The sequence below is a fragment of the Pseudomonas sp. Z8(2022) genome, assembly GCF_025837155.1.
Lineage (GTDB): Bacteria > Pseudomonadota > Gammaproteobacteria > Pseudomonadales > Pseudomonadaceae > Aquipseudomonas.
Genome location: NZ_CP107549.1, coordinates 156340 through 171720 on the forward strand (window position 1 = coordinate 156340; position 15381 = coordinate 171720).

Below are 15381 nucleotides of genomic sequence, written 5' to 3' on the forward strand. Positions count from 1 at the left end.
GCACGACGCCGGGTGATCAGCACCACCGGGTGCGGGGTATGGTCTTTTCCTTTGCGGCCGGGGCGCGATGCGCCCCGGCCGTCTCGTTTCAGGCCTGTGGATAACGCGCGCGTGGGGTGGCCATGGGCACCTTGTCGCCGTCGAGGGGCAGGAAGTTGCCCGACTCGGCGTCGTAGGCGCGGATCTGGCTGGTCTCGATGTCATACACCCAGCCATGGATGAACAACTGACCGCGGGCCAGTTTCGAGGCAACCGAGGGGTGGGTGCGCAGGTGGTCGAGCTGAGCCACCACGTTTTCCTCGGTAAGCACCGCCAGGCGCTCCTGGTCGCTGTCGCAGTTGCAGTTCTCCGCGACCACGGTGCGCGCCACTTCGGCATGGCGCAACCAGGCCTTAACCGTCGGCATGGCTTCCAGCGACGCCGGGTTGAGCACCGCCTTCATCGCCCCGCAATCGGAGTGGCCACAGATCACGATGTGCTGCACACCCAGGGCCATCACCGCATATTCGATGGCGGTGGATACGCCACCCATCATCTGCCCGTAGGCGGGTACCACGTTGCCGACGTTGCGGTTGACGAACAGGTCGCCCGGCGAGCTCTGGGTGATCAGTTCGGGCACCACGCGCGAGTCGGCGCAGGTGATGAACATGGCGCGCGGGTTCTGTGCAGTTGCCAGCTTTTTGAAGAGTTCTTCCTGCTGCGGGAAGATTTCACTGCGAAAGCGTTTGAAGCCGTCGACGATGCTGCGTAGCGCCTGGTCGGCGGTTTCGTTGCCCTCGTGTGCCTGAAGCGGAATCAGCTGGTGTTTGTAAGGCATGCCCTGAACCTCTGTTTACCTGAAAAGACGCCGTTAAAACGACAGCAGCGGCGGGTGTCGAGTCACACGACAAGTGTCGCCTCCGCCAGACGGCAGGACAACCTGCAGAGCTTCCATTTGACACAAGACGCCAGCGACCGGGCCGGCCGCTGGCGTGAGGTCAGCCGCGGTGGCGACTGCGGAAGAAATCGATCAGGCCCTGGGTGGAAGCGTCTTCGGCGCCGCTGGGGTCGCTGCCGACCATGCGCGAGTAGACGCCCTTGCCCAATTCCTTGCCCAGTTCCACGCCCCACTGGTCGAAGGCGTTGATCCCCCAGATCACGCTCTGCACGAAGACCTTGTGCTCGTAGAGAGCGATCAGTGCGCCCAGGCGACCGGGGCTGACCCGCTCCAGCACCAGGGTATTGCTGGGGCGGTTACCGGGCACCACCTTATGCGGCGCCAGGCGCTGCACTTCGTCTTCGCTCAGACCCTGGACGCGCAGTTCGGCCTCGGCTTCCTCGCGGCTCTTGCCGAGCATCAGCGCCTGGCTTTGCGACAGGCAGTTGGCGAACAGCCATTGGTGGTGATCGGCCACCGGGTTGTAGCTGCTCACCGGGACGATGAAGTCGGCCGGGATCAACAGCGTGCCCTGGTGTAGCAACTGGTGGTAGGCGTGCTGGCCATTGCAGCCGACACCGCCCCAGATCACCGGGCCACTGGCTATCTGCAGCGGGCTGCCATCCTGTCGCACGCGCTTGCCGTTGGATTCCATGTCCAGTTGCTGCAGGTGCTTGGTGATGTTTCGCAGGTAATGGTCGTACGGCAGGATGGCGTGGCTCTGCGCGCCCCAGAAGTTGCCGTACCAGACGCCGAGCAGGGCCAGCAGCACAGGCATGTTGCGGTCGAAAGGTGCGTTCTGGAAATGCAGGTCCATGCGATAGGCCCCGGCGAGCAGCTCCTTGAAATTGGAGATGCCGATGGACATGGCTATCGGCAAGCCAATGGCCGACCACAGAGAGTAGCGCCCACCGACCCAGTCCCACATCGGCAGGATGTTCTCCTCGCGAATGCCGAAGGCTCGTGCTGCCTCGACATTGCTCGACACGGCCATGAAGTGCCGGTGCAGTTCTTCCTCCGAGCCGCCCTGGGCGAGGTACCAGTTGCGCGCGGCCTGGGCGTTCTTCAGCGTTTCCAGGGTGCCGAAGGTTTTCGACGAGACGATGAACAGCGTGGTTTCCGCGCTCAGTCTGGCGGCCAGCTCCTGAAACGAGCTGCCGTCGATATTGGCCAGGTAGTGGCAGCGTACGCCGCGCTGGGCGAAGGGCAGCAGTGCTTCGGAGACCAGCTGCGGGCCGAGGAAGGAACCGCCGATGCCGATATTGACCACGTCGGTGATGGGCTTGTCGCTGTAGCCGCGCCACAGGCCGTGATGCACGCGTCCTACCAGCTCGCTCATGCGCAGCAGGGCGCTGTGCACCTGTGGCATCACGTCAACACCGTTGACCAGCACACGATCGCCCAGCGGCCGGCGCAGTGCAGTATGCAGGGCCGGGCGGCGCTCCGAGCCGTTGACCTGTTCGCCCCCGAACAGCGCTGCGATGGCCTGTGTCAGGCCGGTTTCTGCGGCCAGCTCGACCAGCAGGCTACGCGTGCGCTCGTCGATGAGGTTTTTCGAGTAATCGAGGAACAGGCCGCAGTCATCCAGGGAAAAGCGGCTGAAACGCTGCGGGTCGTCGGCGAACGCCTGGCGCAACGTGAAGCCATCCAGCGACCGGCGATGTTCGTTCAGCGCCTGCCAACTGGGCAGTTGGGTGATGTCCAGGGCGGACGGGGCATAAGGCATCGGACGATCCTCTTCAGCGTGCTGCCAGGTGATGGCGGTCGAGTTCGTGCAGATAGGGCAGGTCGGGGCCGACCCGCGAGCAGGTCAGCGCGGCGGCCTCGATGGCCAGACGCAGCATGTCGTCGATCTGCTCGCGGCTTAGCGTCGCCAGCGCCTCGGGGGTGTCCAGGTGGTGGCGGGCCAGGTAGCTGAGCAGCGCGGCCTGGAAGGTATCGCCGGCGCCGACGGTGTCGCGGGTGAGTACAGCTACCGCTGGCGCCGTCCAGTGCCCGTGACGGCTGTGGACGCTGGCGCCTGCGCTGCCGTGGGTGAGAAATACCAGTTGGCAGCGTTCATTGAGCCAGCTCGCCGCGACCTGCTGCGGGTCGCGTTCGGGATACAGCAGCTGCAGGTCCTCTTCGCTGACCTTGATCAGGTGAGCGTAGCGAGCGAAGGTCTCGACGCGCTCGCGCCAATGGGCGATATCCGGCGCCGGGCCGAGGCGCACGTTGGGATCGAGGCTGATCAGGCGTTGCTGATGCTCACGCGCCACCAGCTGCAGCAGTGTGCTGGCCACCGGTTCCACCACCAGGGAGAAGGAACCGACATGCAGACCGCGCACGCGCGCATCCAGCGCTGGCAGATGCTCGACACGCAGCAGGCGGTCGGCGCAGCCTTCCCCGCGGAAGGAGTACTGGGGCGAGCCGTTGGCGTCCAGACCGACCATCGCCAGGGTGGTCGGCGCATCGCTGGCGACCAGGTAGGCATCGCTCACACCCTCGTCACGCAGCACCTGGCGCAGGCGCTGACCGAGGCTGTCCGAGGATATGCCGGTGAACAGCGCCGAATCGGCGCCCATGCGCCGCAGGCCCAGCGCCACGTTGAACGGCGACCCACCGGCTATGGCCTTGAAGGTCATTTCGTTGCCGCGTGCGCCGTCGCTCTGGATGAACACGTCGAACAGCGCTTCGCCACAGACCAGGTACATGTTCGTCTCCGTAAAGAATCAAGGCGTGTTCACGCCGGTTTGCTCCCGGCCAGCAGGCTGACCTGCTCACGGTAGCGTTGATAGACCTTCTCGTACCGGGCCGTGCGGGCCGGGTCCGGCCGGGTTTGCGTGCTGGTGTCGAGCTGCACGCAACGCTCGCACAGCGCGGCCAACTGCGCCTGGCGGTCGTCACCTGCCGTCAGGCACCAGGCTGCCTGGATTGCGGCGCCCAGTGCTGCGGCTTCGGTGTGCTGCGGGCAGACCAGCGGCGTGCCCATGATGTCGGCGATCACCTGGCGCCATACCGGGCTTTTCGCCGCCCCACCGATCAGGCGGATGGTCTGGCTCTGCAGGCCGCTGGCTCGCAACAGGTCGAGACCGTAACGCAGGCCGAAACTGGTGCCCTCGACCACCGCGCGACACAGATTGGCACGGGTCAGGTTGTCACTGTCCATGCCCAGCAGACTGGCGCGTGCGCTGGGCAGCGCCGGCACTCGTTCGCCGTTGAAGAACGGCAGCATCAGCAGTCCCTCGGCGCCGATGGGCGATTGCTCGACCAGTTCGCCGAACGACTGGATGTCTAGCTCCAGCAGGTTCTGGATCAGCCCGGTGGAGCTGGTCAGGTTCATGGTGCAGATCAGCGGCAGCCAGCCGCCGGATGACGAGCAGAAGGTCGCCACCTGCGCGTGCGGGCTGATCATCGGCCGGTCGCTGTAGGCGTAAAGGGTGCCGGAGGTGCCCAGGCTCATGGTGATCGCGCCCGGGCGGATGTTGCCGGTGCCAATGGCGCCCATCATGTTGTCGCCGCCGCCGCTGGCCACCACGGCCTCCGGGTTCAACCCCAGTTGCCGGGCGATCTGTGGGCGGATGCGGCCTACCGGCTGGTCCGGCTCCAGCATTTGCGGCAGCGCGCGCTGCAGACGACCGCTGGGGTCGATGACATTCAGCAGCGCACCGTCCCAACTGCGCGTGCGCACGTCGAAATAGCCGGTGCCGGAGGCATCGCCGTACTCGCTGCAGGCACGCCCAGTGAGCCAGTAGTTGAGGTAATCGTGCGGCAGCAGGATATGTGCGATGCGGGAGAACAGATCAGGATGCTGCTCCTTCGTCCAAAGCAGCTTGGACACCGTGTAACCGGGTGCGATGGCCACGCCCAGGCGCTGCAGCGAGCCGGTCTCGCCACCAAGATGGTCGAGCAGGCGCTGGTTCTCGGGGGTCGATTCGGTGTCGCACCAGAGCTTGGCCGGGCGGAGCACCACGCCTTGTTCATCGAGTAGCACCAAGCCGTGCTGCTGGCCGGAGACGCCAATGCCGAGAATCTGCTCACCGCTGACCCTGGCTGCGGTCAGTGCCTGCCGGGTCGCCTGCTCGAAAGCATCCAGCCATTGCTGCGGCTGTTGCTCGCGTCGGCCATTGGCACCGCTCTGCAGCGTATGGCTGGCGCTGCCGGCGCCCAGCACCTGGCCGCCGTCGGCATCCAGCACCAGAGCTTTGGTGCCCTGCGTGCCGCAATCGATACCGAGGTACATGTCAGAGCTCCTGCATGCGTTCGATCAGTAGCGCTTCCAGGGCGAGCTGATCGGCATGGAACTGGCGAATACCCTCGGCGAGTTTCTCCGTGGCCATGGGGTCCTCGTTCATCTGCCAGCGGAACTGCGCCTCGTCGAGGCAGCTCGGCGCCTGCACTCGGTGGCCGTCGTCCGCCAATGCCGGTTGTAACCGCCCACTGGCTTGCTCCAGCTCGGCGAGCAGGACAGGGCTGATGGTCAGGCGGTCGCAACCGGCCAGGGCAAGTACTTCTCCGACTTTGCGAAAGCTTGCCGCCATCACCACCGTGGCGTAGTCGTGCTGCTTGAAGAAGCGATAGACCTGGCGCACCGACAGCACGCCAGGGTCGTTCTCGGCGTCGAAGCTGGCGTCCGGGGTTTGCCGTTTGTGCCAGTCGAGGATGCGCCCGACGAAGGGCGAGACCAGATAGATGCCGGCCTCGGCGCAGGCCCGCGCCTGGGTCAGGTTGAAGATCAGCGTGAGGTTGCAGTGGATGCCTTCGCGCTCCAGCTGCCGCGCGGCCTGAATTCCCTCCCAGGTGGCGGCGATCTTTACCAGCACGCGTTCGCCGGGTACGCCCAGTTGCAGGTAGCGGTTATGCAGCGAACGCGCCCGCGCCAGTGTGGCCGCCGTATCGAAGGACAGTGCCGCCGGCACTTCGGTGGAAACCTTGCCGCTGATCGCCGTGAGGATCTCCACGCCCATGCTCACCACCAGCCGGTCGCAGGCTTCGGCGATGATCTCCGGGGTCGAGGCGCTGCAGTCCATCGCCTGGCGCAGGGCATCGTCCACCTGGCGCTGGTACTGCCCGGCCTGCAGTGCCTTGAGAATGATCGACGGGTTGGTCGTGGCGTCTTCAGGCTGGAAACGAACGATGGCGGAGAGGTCGCCGGTGTCGGCGACCACGACGCTGTGTTGCTTGAGTTGCGCGAGCAGGCTGGGCATGTGCGTCTCCGAGCTTTCAGATGTGCAACAGGGTGTGCAGGGTCTGGCTCACGCCGTGCTCGCGCAGGCTGGCCAGGCAGCGTTCGAAGGCGGCGACGAACTCGGCCGAACGCCCCGGTGCGCTGCCGAAGATTGCCTCTTCGCCGAGCACTCGAGCGGTGATCTGCGCATCGTCGGCCACCAGGGCCTGGCAGTGTGCAGCACGCGGGTCGGGGATGCGGTAGCTGGCGCCGGTTTCGTCCACGCCCTTGAGATACAGCGCCCAGGCGGCGACCACCAGCGCCACGCGATCCAGCGGTTTGCCGTCGGCGATCAGGCGATGAAGGGTAGGCACGATGAACTTGGGAAATTTCGACGAACCGTCGGAGCAGACGCGCTCCAGCTGGTCGGCGATGGCCTGGTTGGAAAAGCGCTCGATCAGCGTGTTCTTGTAGTCAGTCAGGTCGATGCCTGGCACCGGGGCCAGCTGGGGTGTCACGTCGAGGTCCATGAACGTACGCACGTACTGGCATATCAGCGGGTCGTTCATGGTCTCGTGAACGAAGCGATAACCCTTGAGAAAGCCCAGATAGGTCAGCGCCAGATGGCTGCCGTTGAGCAGCTTGATCTTCATTTCCTCGTAGGGCGTCACGTCATCGGTGAACTGCACGCCGACCTCTTCCCAGGCAGGGCGGCCGCTGACGAACTTGTCCTCCAGTACCCACTGCACGAAGGGCTCGCAAACTACCGGCCAGGCGTCCTCGACGCCGTGCCGCTCGGCCAGTTGCTGACGGTGGGCGGCGCTGGTCATGGGCGTGATGCGGTCGACCATGGCGTTGGGAAAGCTCACGTGATGTTCGATCCAGCTGGCCAGCTCGTGGTCGGCCAGGTGGGCGAAGGCCAGCAGCGCCTTGCGCGTGACATCGCCGTTGTGTGGCAGGTTATCGCAGGACATCAGGGTGAAGGCCGGAATGCCGGCGGCGCGCCGCCTGGCCAGGGCCGCGCAGAGGAAGCCGAACACGCTGCGCGGCGCTTCAGGGTGGCGCAGGTCATGGGCGATGTCTGGCAGTTCGGCAAGAAATTCGCCGGTGCTGTCGTCGATGCAGTAGCCGCCTTCGGTGATGGTCAGCGAGACGATGCGAATCGCAGGGTCGGCCAGTTTGTCGATCAGCGCCTGCGGCGATTCCTCGGCCAGGAGCATGTCGTTGATCGCACCGATCACCCGTACCGGCAGATTCGGCTCGTCACCCAGCTCGACCAGGGTGTAGAGGTAGTCCTGACTGGCCAGGGCATCGCGCATTGCGCGGTCCTCGCCGCGTACGCCGACCCCGCAGATGCCCCAGTCCAGCGCCAGACCCTGATTCATCAGGGCATCGGTATAGACCGCCTGGTGGGCGCGGTGAAAGCCGCCGACGCCGAAATGGGCGATGCCGGTTCGGATCATCTGGGCGGAGTAGCTGGGCAGCGCGACGGCGCCACCGAGCAGCGGGAGCTGCTGGCGATTGAGTTTCATCTGGAATTTCCCGTGATCGAGCGGCGTCAGGCGGCCTGCTGCAGAGGTTTGGCGACGGCCTGGCCGTCGGCGTCGAAGAGGTGGCAATGCGCGGTGTCGAAATCCAGCGTCAGGGCATCGCCATAGCGCGGTGCGAAGTCACCGCGTACGCGCACCGTGAGCATCTCGCCCGAGGCACAGCGCACGTGACAGAAGGTATCGCTGCCCAGGCGCTCGCTGACGTCGGCGGTGACCTGCATGCGACCGTTGCCGGCGCTTACCACGTTGAGGTGTTCCGGGCGCACGCCGAGGGTTACGTTGCTGCCGACGCCGAGGCCGGCGGCGGACAACGGCAGTTCCAGGTGCGTGCCGCACTCCAGATGCACCGTGTAGTGGTCGGCCCCGACCTTGTTCAGGATGCCGCGCAGGAAACCCATTTTCGGCGTGCCGAGGAAGCCGGCGACGAACAGGTTGGCCGGGTGGTGGTACAGCTCCAGCGGTGAACCGACCTGCTCGACGCGTCCGCCGTTGAGTACCACCACCTTGTCGGCCAGGGTCATGGCTTCGACCTGGTCGTGGGTCACGTAGATCATGGTGGCTTGCAGGTCCTTGTGCAGTCGTGCCAGTTCCAGACGGGTCTGCACGCGCAGGGCTGCGTCGAGGTTGGACAGCGGCTCGTCGAACAGGAAGATCTTCGGGTTGCGCACGATGGCGCGGCCGATGGCCACGCGCTGGCGCTGGCCGCCGGAGAGCTGCTTGGGCTTGCGTTCGAGCAGCGCGTCCAGCTGCAGGATGCGCGCTGCGTCGGCTACCTTGGCCTCGATCTCCCGTTTGCCCACGCGGGCCAGGTCGAGGGCGAAGGACAGGTTCTTGCGCACGGTCATGTGCGGGTACAGCGCGTACGTCTGAAACACCATCGCCAGGTCGCGACGTGCCGGCGCCATGTCGGTGATGTCCTGGCCATCGAGTTCGATATGCCCGCTGCTGACCTCTTCGAGCCCGGCGATCAGGCGCAGCAGGGTGGATTTGCCACAGCCCGAGGGACCGACGAAGACCACGAATTCACGATCGCGGATGTCCAGGTCGACGCCCTTGATGATTGCAGTACCGTCGAAGCCTTTTTGCAGATTGCGGATCTTCAGATCAGCCATGTGGAAGGTCTCCCGTTATTTCACCGCGCCGAAGGACAGGCCGCGTACAAGTTGTTTCTGGCTGATCCAGCCAAAGATCAGGATGGGCGCGCAGGCCAGGGTCGAGACGGCGGAGAGCTTGGCCCAGAACAGGCCCTCGGGGCTCGAGTAGGAGGCCACCAGGGCGGTCAGTGGGGCGGCGGCGGAGCTGGTCAGGTTGAGTGACCAGAACGCTTCGTTCCAGCACAGGATCAGCGACAGCAACATGGTCGACGCCAGGCCGCCGCGGGCGATCGGCAACAGCACGCGTACGATCTCCTGCCAGGTGGTTGCGCCATCCAGGCGCGCTGCTTCGAGGATGTCGACGGGGATGTCCTTGAAGTAGGTGTAAACCATCCACACGATGATCGGCAGGTTGATCAGGGTGTAGATGGTGATCAGCGCCAGGCGTGAATCGAGCAGGCCGAACTGCTTGGCCAGCAGGTAGATCGGCACCAGTACGCCGACCGGGGGCAGCATCTTGGTCGACAGCATCCACAGCAAGGTGCGCTTGGTGTGGCGGGTTTCGAAGAAGGCCATGGAGTAGGCGGCCGGTACGGCCAGGCACATGCACAGCAGCGTCGCGGAGACGGAGATCAGCACCGAGTTCCAGGCGAAGGCGAAGTAGTCGCTGCGCTCGTTGATGTGCAGGTAGTTCTCCAGCGTCGGGGTGAAGATGAACTGGGGTGGCGTGGCGAAGGCGTCGATCTCGGTCTTCAGGCTGGTCAGCACCATCCAGAGGATCGGGAAGAAAATCACCGCGGCAATCGCCCAGGCCAGGGCGCCGATGAGCAGGCTCTGCAGGCGACGGGATTGTTTCAGTGTCAGCATCTCGGTGCCCTCACTGCTTGTCGGTCAGGTTCTTGCCGATCATGCGGATCAGCACAATGGCAGCGATATTGGCGATGACCACCGCGATCAGGCCGCCTGCCGAAGCCATGCCGACATCGAACTGCAGCAACGCCTGGTTGTAGATCAGGTAGGCGAGGTTGGTGGACTCGTAGCCAGGGCCGCCGCTGGTGGTGGTGTAGATTTCGGCGAACACCGAGAGCAGGAAGATCGTTTCGATCATTACCACCACGGCAATCGGCCGGGCCAGGTGTGGCAGGGTCAGGTGCCAGAAGATGGCGATGGGCCCGGCACCATCGAGACGCGCGGCTTCCTTCTGCTCCTGATCCAGCGACTGCATGGCGGTCATCAGGATCAGGATGGCGAACGGCAGCCATTGCCATGACACGATCATGATGATCGAGAACAGCGGGTGATGCGCCAGCCAGTCCACCGGCTGGGCGCCGAAGAACTGCCAGATGGCAGCGAGAATCCCTGAGACCGGATGGAAGATCAGGTTCTTCCACAGCAGCGCGCTGACCGTGGGCATGATGAAGAACGGCGAGATCAGCAGCACCCGCACGATGCCGCGACCGAAGAATTCGCCGGCCTCCAGCAGGGCGGAGATCAATACGCCGAAGACCACGCTGATCAGCAGCACGCTGCCCACCAGCAGCAGAGTATTGCCGGCCCCGGAGAGGAAGGCGGCGTCGGTGACGAAATACTCGAAGTTCTCCAGACCGACGAAATCGTTCTCGCCGGGGTAGAGCAGGTTGTAGCGGATCAGCGAGAAGTACAGGGTCATGCCCAGCGGTACGATCATCCAGATCAGCAGCAGGGCGACCGAAGGGCTGACCAGAAACCAGCCGGGCGCCAGGCGCCGCGGTTTGCGCCCGCCTGGCGTGGCAACCTGTGCAACAGGGGTGTCGATGGCCTGAGTGTTCATCATGCCTCCGAGGACGGAATGAGGGATGTAAGCCGAGTTGCCGGTTCCCGTGCGCCGCACGGGAACGAGCACAGTGCCGCTACTTCGGATAGCCGGCGCGCTTCATTTCCCGCGAGGTGCTCTGCTGTGCGGCCTGCAGGGCCTGCTCGGGCTGCATCTGGCCGGTCAGCGCGGCAGTGAACAGCTTGCCGACGCTGGTGCCGATGGCCTGGAACTCGGGAATGGTCACCAACTGAATCCCCACGTAAGGCACCGGCTTGGCGCTGGGGTTGGCGGGGTCGGCCTTCTTGAGCGAATCCAGGGTGACCTTGGCGAACGGCGCGGCCTGCATGTAGGCATCGCTGTAGGTCGAGGCGCGAGTGCCTGGAGGTACGTTGGCGACGCCATCCGTCTCGGCGACCAGCTCGGCATAGGCCCTGGAAGTGGCCCAGGCGCTGAAGGTCTTGGCGGCATCCTTGGACTTGGAGCTGGTGGGGATTGCCAGCGCCCAGGAATACAGCCACGAAGCACCCTTGTCGGTGGCCTGAGTGGGGGCGAAGGTGAAGCCGACCGCATCGGCGACCTTGCTCTGCGACTTGTCGGTGACGAACGAGCCGGCCACGCTGGCATCGACCCACTGCGCGCACTTGCCGCTGTTGAACAGCGCCAGGTTTTCGTTGAAGCCGTTGCTCGAGGCGCCGGGCGGACCGTACTTCTTCATGTTGTCGACGTAGAAGTTCAGCGCGTTCGTCCATTCCTCGCCAGTGAATTCAGGCTGCCACTGTTCGTCGAACCAGCGTGCACCATGGGCGTTGGCCAGGGTGGTGATCAGCGCCATGTTCTCGCCCCAGCCAGCCTTGCCGCGCAGGCACAGGCCGTACACGCCCTTGTCCGGCTGATGCAGTTTGCCGGCAAATTCGGCCATCTGCTCCCAGGTGGGTTGTTCGGGCATGCTCAGACCTGCCTGTTCGAACAGATCCTTGCGGTAATAGGTGATCGAGGCTTCGGCATAGAACGGCAGGGCGTACAGCGTGCCCTTGGCGGACAGGCCTTCGCGTACCGACGGGAAGACATCGTCGAGGTCGTAGTCGGCCGGCAACTCGGTCATCGGTTCCAGCCAGCCTTTCTCACCCCATAGCGCCGCTTCGTACATGCCGATGGTGAGCACGTCGAACTGGCCGCCCTGGGTGGCGATATCGGTGGTCAGGCGCTGACGCAGTACGTTTTCCTCGAGTACCACCCACTTCAGGCGGATGTCGGGGTTCTGTTCTTCGAAGGTCTTGGCGAGCCGCTGCATGCGGATCATGTCGCTGTTGTTGACCGTGGCGATGGTGAGGGTTTCGGCGCCCTGGGCGACCACTGCGAGGGACAGGCAGGAGGCTGCGACGAGTGCTTTGATCGAGTTGTTCATGCTTGTGAACTCCTCTCCCGCGCCGGTGCGGCAACGGAAGAACGTTATTGTTTTTGTTTCGCTCGGGCCGGATTACACCCCCACAGGCGCGAGTGGACAAATCCTTGAGTGCACACGGGTCGATACTTTTTTGCACGCCTCTGACGAGTAGAAACACGCCAGACTGCCAGGGAAATGGCCTGGCGTAAGGGATGCGGAGGATATTGATGGGGAGTGGTGCAGCAGATTCAGTACAGGTTTTGCTCGGTCAGCCGCTGGACCACGAGCTTGCGATAGCCCGAGGGCGTCATGCCCTTGAGCTGCTGGAAACGGCGGTTGAAGTTTGAAATGTTGCTGAAGCCGGACTCGAAGCACACATCGGTCACCGGCTTGTCGCTCTTGCTCAGCAGCTCGCAGGATTTGCTCACGCGCAGACGATTGACGAACTCGACGAAGCCCCGCCCGGTAGCCTGCTTGAAGAAGCGTGAAAAGTAGGTGGTGGTCATGCCCAGATGCTCGGCGACTTCTTCCTGACAGATGCCGTGGGCGTAGTGCTGGAAGATGTAGTCCACCGCTCGGTTGATGCGCTCGACATGCTGTTCGTCGGCCAACTCCGAAGAGGTCACGGCCGAGAGCAACTGGTAGTCATCGCTGCCCGCGAGCAACTCCATGAGAATGAAGAAGTGGCCCAGGCGAGTGATGCCGCGGCTGCTGGCGATTCTGCCCATCAGCACACCGGCTTCGCGAATCAGCTGTGGATCGCGGAACTCGATGCCGAATTGCGCACGGGCCAGCAGGGGTTGCAATGTCTTGAGTTCGGCGAACACCGCTGTGCCGCTTTCCAGCACCTCGTCGGTGAAGTTGACCAGCATGTCGCGGGTTTCCACCACCTCGCCTTCCTCGACCTGGCTGATCCAGTTGTGTGGAAGTCCCGGGCCGGTGAGGAACAGGGTATAGGGGGAGAAATTGCCGATGTAGTCGCCGATGAAAACCTTGCCGGAACTGGCAACGATCAGGTGCAGCTCGTATTCCTTGTGAAAGTGCCAGCGCACCAGCGGCGAGGGAAAGCCATGCTGACGATAGATCAGTGAATGGCCTTCATGGTCGTCCATCAGCTCGTAGGACGGGTCGGCTACGCGGGATGTACGGGTCATGGGCTGCGCCGGTCAATGCCTCGATGGGTCACGTTTTAACATATCGAGACGCGATGCCAAGTCAGAGCAGGCTCAATTGCGCACCGGGCGGGCAGAACTGCGAGCAGTCCAGGGCGAAGCTGTCGCGGCGGTCCAGACCGAGCTTGCGCCGCGCCAGACGGAAACGCTGCTGCAGCAGATCGGCGAACTGGCCCTCGCCACGCATGCGGCTGCCAAAGCGGCTGTCGTAGTTCTTGCCGCCGCGGCTCTGGCGGATCAGGCTCATCACGTGTTCGGCACGCTCGGGAAAATGCACTCGCAGCCACTCTTCGAACAGATCGGCGATTTCCAGCGGCAGGCGCAACAGCACGTAACCCGCTGAACGCGCGCCGGCGTCGCGTGCGGCTTCGAGCAGCTGTTCGAGCTCCATATCGTTGATCATCGGAATCATCGGCGCGCACATCACGCTCACCGGTACGCCGGCCTCATGCAGCGTGCGCATGGCACGCAGGCGTGCGGCGGGCGCGGCGGTGCGCGGTTCCATGATGCGTTTCAGCTCGTCGTCCAGAGTGGTCAGGCTGAACGCCACGCTGACCAGGTTATGGCTGGCCAGTTCGCCGAGCAGATCGAGGTCACGCAGGATCAGCGAGCCCTTGGTGATGATGTGCAGCGGGTGCTTGTAACGCAGCAGGATTTCCAGAGCCTGACGGGTCAGGCGCAGCTCGCGCTCGATCGGCTGATAGGCATCGGTATTGATGCCCAGGGCGATCGGCTGCGGCACGTAACCGGGTTTCTGCAACTGCTCTTCGAGGCGCTCGGCCAGATTGGTCTTGGCGATCAGGCGGGTTTCGAAGTCGATGCCCGGCGACAGGTCCCAATACGCATGAGACGGTCTGGCAAAACAGTAGATGCAGCCGTGTTCGCAACCCCGGTAGGGGTTCACCGAGCGGTCGAAGCCGACATCCGGCGAGCTGTTGCGAGTGATCGCCGTTTTCGCCTTTTCCCTGCGTACTTCGGTAGCGCGGCTCAGCGGCGTTGCGTCCTGGTACCAGCCGTCGTCTTCCTGCTGCGACCGGGTCGGGGCGAAACGGTTGTGCGGGTTGCTGGCGGTGCCGCGGCCGCGTGGAGGAATGGGGGCAGGCATGGCATTGGTCCAAAATACTGTATGTATGAACAGTATATGGATTGTCTGGAGTGCGCCAGTGCCGGATGTCATTCAGTCGCCGTCGCCGACGGGTGGGGGCATGAAGGCAAGCCCGTCTGCAGCACCTGTTGCTAGCTGTCAGTCCCCTAACGGGCCTTCCAGGCAGCAGGCGCGGCGCCGTGGGCCGCGCCTATCAGGTTTGCGGGCCTGCTCAGGAAACCGTCTGGCCGCTGATCACCTCGGCCTCCGGGCGACGCGAATAACGCTGCGCCAGCACCGCGCAGACCATCAGCTGAATCTGATGGAACAGCATCAGCGGCAGGATCAGTACGCCGATGGCGCCGCCGGCGAACAGCACCTGGGCCATGGGCACGCCGGTGGCCAGGCTCTTCTTCGAGCCGCAGAAGATGATGGTGATACGGTCTTCCAGATTGAAACCCAGCCACTTGCCGAGCAGGTGAGTGGACAGCAGTGTGAGGGTCAGCAACACGCAGCAGGCAGCAATCACCAGCAGCAGGGTGGTCATCGGCACCTGCTGCCACAGACCGCCAATCACTGCGGCGCTGAAGGCGGTGTAGACCACCAGCAGGATCGAACTCTGATCGACGTATTTCAGCCAGCTCTTGTTCCTGTTGACCCAGCCGCCGATCCAGCGCTGGGCGATCTGGCCAAGAACGAACGGCAACAGCAGCTGCAGGCTGATCTTGCCGATGGCATCGAGGGTCGAACCATTGTCGCCGTGCACGCCCATCAGCAAGGCCACCAGCAGCGGGGTGACGAAGATGCCGAGCAGGCTGGAGGCCGCCGCGCTGCAGATCGCTGCCGGGATGTTGCCGCGTGCCAGCGAGGTGAAGGCGATGGCCGACTGCACCGTGGCCGGCAGGGCGCACAGGTAGAGCATGCCCAGATACAGCTCCTTGCCCAGCAATGGCTCCAGCGCCGGCTTGAGCGCCAGGCCGAGCAGAGGGAAGAGAATGAAGGTGCAAGCGAATACCAGCAGGTGCAGGCGCCAGTGCCCAGCGCCGGCGAGGATCGCCTGGCGTGACAGCTTGGCGCCGTGCATGAAAAACAGCAGGGCGATGGCCAGATTGGTGATCCACTCGAAGATCGTCGCGATCTGGCCGCTGGCAGGCAGCAGCGTGGCGGCGAGTACCACGGCGATCAGGGTCATGGTGAAGGCATCGGGCAACAGGCGGCGCAGAAACATGGCGAATCTCGG

At 64.1% G+C, this 15381-nt stretch carries 13 protein-coding genes; all 13 read right to left on the bottom strand.

What is annotated here, in order from left to right; translation table 11 throughout:
• Positions 1-88 precede the first annotated feature (88 nt).
• Positions 89-817, bottom strand: coding sequence for a carbonic anhydrase (locus OEG79_RS00670; protein ID WP_264146982.1), 729 nt, complete (start codon positions 815-817; stop codon positions 89-91).
• 160 nt (positions 818-977) lie between these two features.
• Entirely contained in the window at positions 978-2642 is a 1665-nt protein-coding gene (gene pgi, locus OEG79_RS00675; RefSeq protein WP_264146983.1) for a glucose-6-phosphate isomerase, read from the bottom strand.
• A 13-nt stretch (positions 2643-2655) separates the two neighbouring features.
• The gene (locus tag OEG79_RS00680; RefSeq protein ID WP_264146984.1) at positions 2656-3609 is read right to left on the bottom strand and encodes a carbohydrate kinase family protein; all 954 of its coding nucleotides are present in this window, start codon (positions 3607-3609) and stop codon (positions 2656-2658) included.
• Between the two features lie 29 nt (positions 3610-3638).
• Positions 3639-5138: a xylulokinase gene (xylB, locus tag OEG79_RS00685; protein ID WP_264146985.1), complete on the bottom strand. Its 1500-nt coding sequence runs from the start codon at positions 5136-5138 to the stop codon at positions 3639-3641.
• A gap of 1 nt (position 5139) precedes the next feature.
• Positions 5140-6102: a transaldolase gene (gene tal / locus OEG79_RS00690; RefSeq protein WP_264146986.1), complete on the bottom strand. Its 963-nt coding sequence runs from the start codon at positions 6100-6102 to the stop codon at positions 5140-5142.
• Positions 6103-6118: 16 nt separating this feature from the next.
• Positions 6119-7594, bottom strand: coding sequence for a mannitol dehydrogenase family protein (locus tag OEG79_RS00695; RefSeq protein ID WP_264146987.1), 1476 nt, complete (start codon positions 7592-7594; stop codon positions 6119-6121).
• 26 nt (positions 7595-7620) lie between these two features.
• Entirely contained in the window at positions 7621-8724 is a 1104-nt protein-coding gene (locus tag OEG79_RS00700) for an ABC transporter ATP-binding protein (RefSeq protein WP_264146988.1), read from the bottom strand.
• A gap of 15 nt (positions 8725-8739) precedes the next feature.
• Positions 8740-9573, bottom strand: coding sequence for a carbohydrate ABC transporter permease (locus OEG79_RS00705; protein ID WP_264146989.1), 834 nt, complete (start codon positions 9571-9573; stop codon positions 8740-8742).
• 10 nt (positions 9574-9583) lie between these two features.
• Positions 9584-10516: a carbohydrate ABC transporter permease gene (locus tag OEG79_RS00710; protein WP_264146990.1), complete on the bottom strand. Its 933-nt coding sequence runs from the start codon at positions 10514-10516 to the stop codon at positions 9584-9586.
• A 79-nt stretch (positions 10517-10595) separates the two neighbouring features.
• Positions 10596-11906: an ABC transporter substrate-binding protein gene (locus OEG79_RS00715; RefSeq protein WP_264146991.1), complete on the bottom strand. Its 1311-nt coding sequence runs from the start codon at positions 11904-11906 to the stop codon at positions 10596-10598.
• A gap of 227 nt (positions 11907-12133) precedes the next feature.
• Entirely contained in the window at positions 12134-13039 is a 906-nt protein-coding gene (locus OEG79_RS00720) for an AraC family transcriptional regulator (protein WP_264146992.1), read from the bottom strand.
• Between the two features lie 61 nt (positions 13040-13100).
• On the bottom strand, positions 13101-14162 hold the full coding sequence (locus OEG79_RS00725) for a PA0069 family radical SAM protein (protein ID WP_264146993.1): 1062 nt from the start codon (positions 14160-14162) through the stop codon (positions 13101-13103).
• A gap of 211 nt (positions 14163-14373) precedes the next feature.
• Positions 14374-15369 carry a bile acid:sodium symporter family protein gene (locus OEG79_RS00730; protein ID WP_264146994.1) on the bottom strand — a complete coding sequence of 332 codons (996 nt, stop codon included), beginning with the start codon at positions 15367-15369 and terminating at the stop codon, positions 14374-14376.
• Between the last annotated feature and the right edge of the window lie 12 nt (positions 15370-15381).